Below are 5,045 nucleotides of genomic sequence, written 5' to 3'. Positions count from 1 at the left end.
GTATAGGCAACAAGGTTCTCCATGCACATGATCGCGAAATCGAGATCGATTTCCGAAACGACCATGTGCAACATCAAAATGCTACATCCGAATGAAGGACCGTCTCAGCTCGTGCTATAGCCGATAGGCGCTACCGACAAGCTGTGCTGTCGACGCGTCAGCTCGCCTCGCGCAGAGCCTCGGCCGCCTGCAGATCGACCGACACGAGCTGGCTAACGCCCTGCTCGGCCATGGTCACCCCGAACAGCCGGTTCATGCGGGCCATGGTGATCGGGTTGTGCGTGATGATGACGAAGCGCGTCTCGGTGGTGGCGGCCATTTCGTCCATCAGATTGCAGAAACGCTCGACATTTTGATCGTCGAGCGGTGCGTCGACTTCGTCGAGCACGCAGATCGGCGCCGGATTGGTCAGGAACACGGCGAAGATCAGAGACATCGCCGTCAACGCCTGTTCGCCGCCGGAAAGCAGCGTCATCGTCTGCGGCTTCTTGCCGGGCGGCCGCGCAAGGATTTCGAGACCGGCCTCGAGCGGATCGTCGGACTCGATCAGTTGCAGTTCCGCCGTCCCGCCGCCGAACAGATGCGAAAACAGCCGCTGGAAATGACCGTTGACCACGTCGAAGGCAGCCAGCAGCCGTTCGCGGCCTTCGCGGTTCAGGCTCTGGATCGCCTGCCGCAGCTTGCGGATGGCCTCGATGATGTCCTCGCGTTCGGAAACGATGGTCTCCAGCCGATCGGACAATTCCTTCTGCTCTTCCTCGGCGCGCAGATTGACGGCGCCCAGGCGCTCGCGCTCGATCTTCAGCCGGTCGAGCTGACGCTCGATCTCAGTCATCTCCGGCATCGGGCTGTCGGCCTCCAGGCCGGTGTGGCGGATGACCAGATGCGGCGGCGTGTTGAGCGTTTCCTGAATGCGCGCCTCGACCTCCAGCCGCCTTTCGTCGGCAGCGGTCAGCCGCTCTTCGGCGCGGACGCGCGTTTCGCGCGCCTCGGCCAACGACTGGATTGCTGATGTCGCGGCCTTGTCCAGTTCGGACTGCTTGTTCTCCGCCTCCTGCAACCGGTCGCCGGCTGCCTGGCGCAGGCTTTCGGCTTCGGCAAGCTGCGACAGCAAGGCGCGCCGCTTGGCGTCGATCTCGTCGGGTGCGTCGGCCAGTCTTTCGCGCTCGGCCTCGGCCTCGGCCTTGCGTTCGCCGAGTGCCGCGATCTGCGTCGAGGCGTTTTCGGCGCGCTCCAGCCAGTTGCGGCGTTCCTGGCCGATGGCGTCGAGGCGGCGCGTTCGCGCGTCGGCTTCCCGCCTCAAGCCTTCATGGACGGCGCGGGCATCGGCAAGGGTGGCGCGGTCGCGAGCGACGTTGGCGGCCGACTGTTCGAGCTGCAACTGCAGATCACCGAGATCGGGAGCGCTTTGCAGCAGCATCTCCGCCTCGACGAATGCCGCCGCCGTCTCTTCATGGCTGTCGACGATACGCGCGCGGGCCTCGTCAAGTGCGGCGCGTCGGCTCGACAGCTCGCCGCCGGCCTTCTCGGCCTCGGCCAGCGCGTTGCGGGCGGCGTCCAGCCCATGCTGGGCATCACGCCCGGCTTGACGGGCGTAGCGCTCGGCCTCGCTCGCCCGGGCAAGCGCCTGCTCGGCATGGGCAAGAGCCTCTTCGGCCTGACGCAGGATGCGGGTCGCGTGGACCGCCTCGGCGTCGAGCTCGGCCAGCCGGTTTTTCTGCGCCAGCCGCTGCGCGGCCGCGGTCGGCGCGTCGGCGCTGGCGGTGAACCCATCCCAACGCCAAAGCGCCCCTTCGCGGCTGACCAGCCGTTGCCCGGGAGCAAGCAGCGCTTGCAGCCGCTTTCCGTCGCCGGCCTCGACGATGCCGATCTGCGCCAATCGGCGGGCCAGTTGCGCCGGCGCGCGCACCACACTGGCAAGGCTCTTGATGCCTTCGGGTAGAGCGGCGTCGCCGGGCTGGATCTCGCTTTGGCCCCAATGCACCGGCGCGCTGCGGTCGAGCGGCACATCGAGATCCTCGCCAAGGGCCGCGCCCAGCGCCGTCTCATAGCCGCGTTCGACGCTGATCTGCTCCAGGACAGAGGGGAAGAGGTCGCCGCTCGCGGCATTCAGGATCTTGGCCAGCGTGCGGGCCTCAGTTTCAATCCGCGCCAGCTCGGCCTTTGCATCCTGAACCGGCGGGCGGGCAGCGCTTTCCGCCGCGCGCGCATCGACGACAGCCTGTTCGGCGGCAATCGCTGCGGCTTCCGTCTCCTCCAGCAGCGCCAGCGCCTGTTCGACCAGCAGCCGCTTCTCGGCGGGATCGGGCAGGCCGGCGACCCTCGAAGCGATGTCGGACAATTCCCGTTCGACATCGGCGAGCTGGCGGGCGAAACGGTCGCGGCGCTCGGCGGTATCGCGCAGCGTTCGTTCGATCTGGTTGCGGGAGGCGGCGGCCTCCGCCCGTTCGGCCGTGAGGCCAGCGAGTTTGGCTTCACTGGAGGCAAGCGTCGACGCCGCCTGTTCGAACACCGCTCGGGTGCTGGCCTCGCGCTCGGCGGCGCCGGCGTTCTCAGTGTTGAGCACGGCTTCTTCGGCGGCGAGGCGCTCAAGAATATCCGCATTGTCTCGGACCATCCGCTCCTCGCGGACGATGTCGCCGTCGAGCTGCTGGAGCCGGCGGTCGAGTTCTGCTTGGCGGGCGCGGATGCGGCCCGCTTCCTCTTCGATCTGCGTCTTGGCGATCGACAGGCGCTGGAAGGCGGCAGCGGCGGCGGCTTCCGCATCGCGCAGTTCCGGCAACCGATGCGCGCTGATCCCTTGCTCCCTGGCGGCAGCCATCTGGGCGGCGGCGCGGTCGCCGACCAGTGCCGTGGCAATCGCCAGCGCCGAGCGCGCCTCGCCTTCTTGTGTTTTGGCCAACGTCCAGCGCAGATGCAGCAGCGTCGCCTCGGCCTTGCGGATGTCGGCCGACAGGTTCTTGAAGCGCGAGGCCTGGCGGGCCTGGCGCTTCAGGCTTTCGATCTGGCTTTCCAGCTCGCCGACGACGTCGTCCAGCCGTTCCAGATTCTGTTCGGCCGCTTTCAGACGCAGTTCCGCCTCGTGGCGGCGCGTGTGCAGACCCGAAATTCCGGCCGCCTCTTCCAGCAGCGCGCGGCGCGCCTGCGGCTTTGCCTGGATCAGCTCGCCGATGCGGCCTTGCCCGACCATCGAGGGCGAGCGCGCGCCGGTCGACTGGTCGGCGAAAAGCAGCTGCACGTCCTTGGCGCGGGCTTCCTTCCCATTGATGCGGTAAAGCGAACCCGCCTCGCGCTCGATGCGGCGTGAAACCTGCAGTTCGTCTGCGTCGTTGAAGGCGGAGGGCGCGCTACGGTCGCTGTTGTCGAGGAAAAGCGTGACTTCGGCGGTGTTGCGGGCAGGACGCGTTCCCGAACCGGAAAAGATGACGTCGTCCATGCCGGACGCGCGCATGTTCTTGTACGAGCTTTCGCCCATCACCCAGCGCAGCGCCTCGACAAGGTTCGACTTGCCGCAGCCGTTCGGCCCGACGATGCCGGTCAGGCCGCGTTCGATGACGAACTCGCCGGGTTCGACGAAGGACTTGAAACCGAGCAGGCGAAGGCGCGAAAACTTCATTCGCGCCGCCCCATAGCCAAGTTCCGCAAAAGCGTTCCGCGGTTTTGCGAAGAGAATCCGCGGCACAACAAATAGTCGCGCACGCCGAAGCGCAGCCGCTTCGGCGCTGCCGAAACGTCAGAGCAGAGGGTCGATAATGGCCGAGATTTCCTCAATCGACAGCGCCCCCTTGTAGGTCTTCCCGTTGATAAAGAAGGTCGGCGTCGAGTCGACCTTGAATTCATCGGCGCCGCGCTTTTGGACCGATCTCACATCGTCCAGAAGTTTCTGGTCCGTCAAGCAGGCCTCGAACGACTCCTGTGTAAAACCGGCCATCTTGGAGATTTGCAGCAGGGCGTCCTTGGTATTGGCGACACCTGCCCAGTTCGCCTGCTGCCTGAACAGAACGTCCACCATCGGGAAATAATTGTCCTTGGAGCAGCGCGCCAGCATGAAACCGGCCTCGGCGCTGGGGTCGAACGGAAATTCGCGCAGGATAAGGCGGGCCTTGCCGGTGTCGATATATTTCGTCTTCAGCTCAGGCAGGGTGGTTTCGTGGAAATGCGCGCAGTGCGGGCAGGTCATCGAGGCATATTCGACAATGGTGACCTTCGCGTCGTCCTTGCCCAGTTGCTCGTCGGGCAGTGCGCCGGGTTTCAGCAGAGCCGCCATGTCCACCGTGCCCTGGGCCTCAGGCGCCTTGGCCGCGGCAGGAGTGGCCGGCTTCATCGCATCGGCGGGAGCCGCAGGCTTTGCATCCTGCGCCACGGCTTTCTCGCCCGAGTCGCTGCAGGCGGCGAGCAGAGCCACGGCCGGAATGGCGGCCAGCGACGACAAGAGGTTTCTGCGGGACAAAAGACGGGCCATACGAATCACCTGACAATGGTTGGATTTTGCAATGCAAAGGCTAGAAAAGGCGAGAGTTGGCGCGAATTAAGGCATCCCCTTCCCCATTCCAATCGCCAATCCTTGTGTACGCGATCACGAAAGCGCGAGATCAATGCTTGTCGCCCAAAAGTGCGCAGCGGTTTTGGGCGGACGACATGCATAAAATTCAAGTCTTCTTTTGAGCGAGAATGGTGGCGCCGAGCCGCTCCAGCGAAGCGCGCAGTCCGTCATCCTCGATCATTCCGACAGTGCCTGACAACTTTACCTTCTCGGCCGCGGTCAGCGGCCGAAAGCTTGGTTTAGGCCGCCCTTTGTCCGCCGTCACCGGCTTTTGTACGATTCTGATCCGGCCGATAGCGTTGAAGCCGAGGAAGGCGTTGACCCTGTTAATGATCTCGCCGGTCTCGTGCTGCAAATGGAGCGCGGCCATGCCTTCGCAGGCGATGACCAGAACCGCCGGCTCGAACGGATCATCTTCATGCATGCGGCGCGGCCACTGGATCTTTTCAGGGCGCGAACGGCTGGCGAGCCGCGGCCCGGCAATCTCGTCCCAGGACTGGAC

3 protein-coding genes are annotated in these 5,045 nt (G+C 65.2%); all 3 read right to left on the bottom strand.

Going from position 1 to position 5,045, the window contains the following annotated elements; translation table 11 throughout:
* Window positions 1-157: 157 nt before the first annotated feature.
* Complete coding sequence (gene smc, locus EOA85_RS27245) at window positions 158-3,616, bottom strand: chromosome segregation protein SMC (RefSeq protein WP_127211839.1); 3,459 nt, start codon at window positions 3,614-3,616, stop codon at window positions 158-160.
* A 117-nt stretch (window positions 3,617-3,733) separates the two neighbouring features.
* Entirely contained in the window at window positions 3,734-4,462 is a 729-nt protein-coding gene (locus tag EOA85_RS27240) for a DsbA family protein (protein ID WP_029355674.1), read from the bottom strand.
* 187 nt (window positions 4,463-4,649) lie between these two features.
* The coding region (locus EOA85_RS27235; RefSeq protein WP_127211838.1) for a DciA family protein at window positions 4,650-5,045 on the bottom strand (396 nt) is incomplete at its 5' end.

This window comes from Mesorhizobium sp. M5C.F.Ca.IN.020.29.1.1 (genome assembly GCF_003997375.1).
In the GTDB taxonomy this organism is placed as follows: Bacteria; Pseudomonadota; Alphaproteobacteria; order Rhizobiales; family Rhizobiaceae; genus Mesorhizobium; species Mesorhizobium wenxiniae.
The sequence above is the reverse complement of the archived record's forward strand: the minus strand, read 5'-3'. Positions and strand labels throughout refer to the sequence as shown.

Coding starts and splice junctions, on each gene's coding strand:
- EOA85_RS27240 (WP_029355674.1), bottom strand. CDS start 4,462: ATGGCCCGTCTTTTGTCCCGCAGAAACCTCTTGTCGTCGCTGGCCGCC.
- smc (WP_127211839.1), bottom strand. CDS start 3,616: ATGAAGTTTTCGCGCCTTCGCCTGCTCGGTTTCAAGTCCTTCGTCGAA.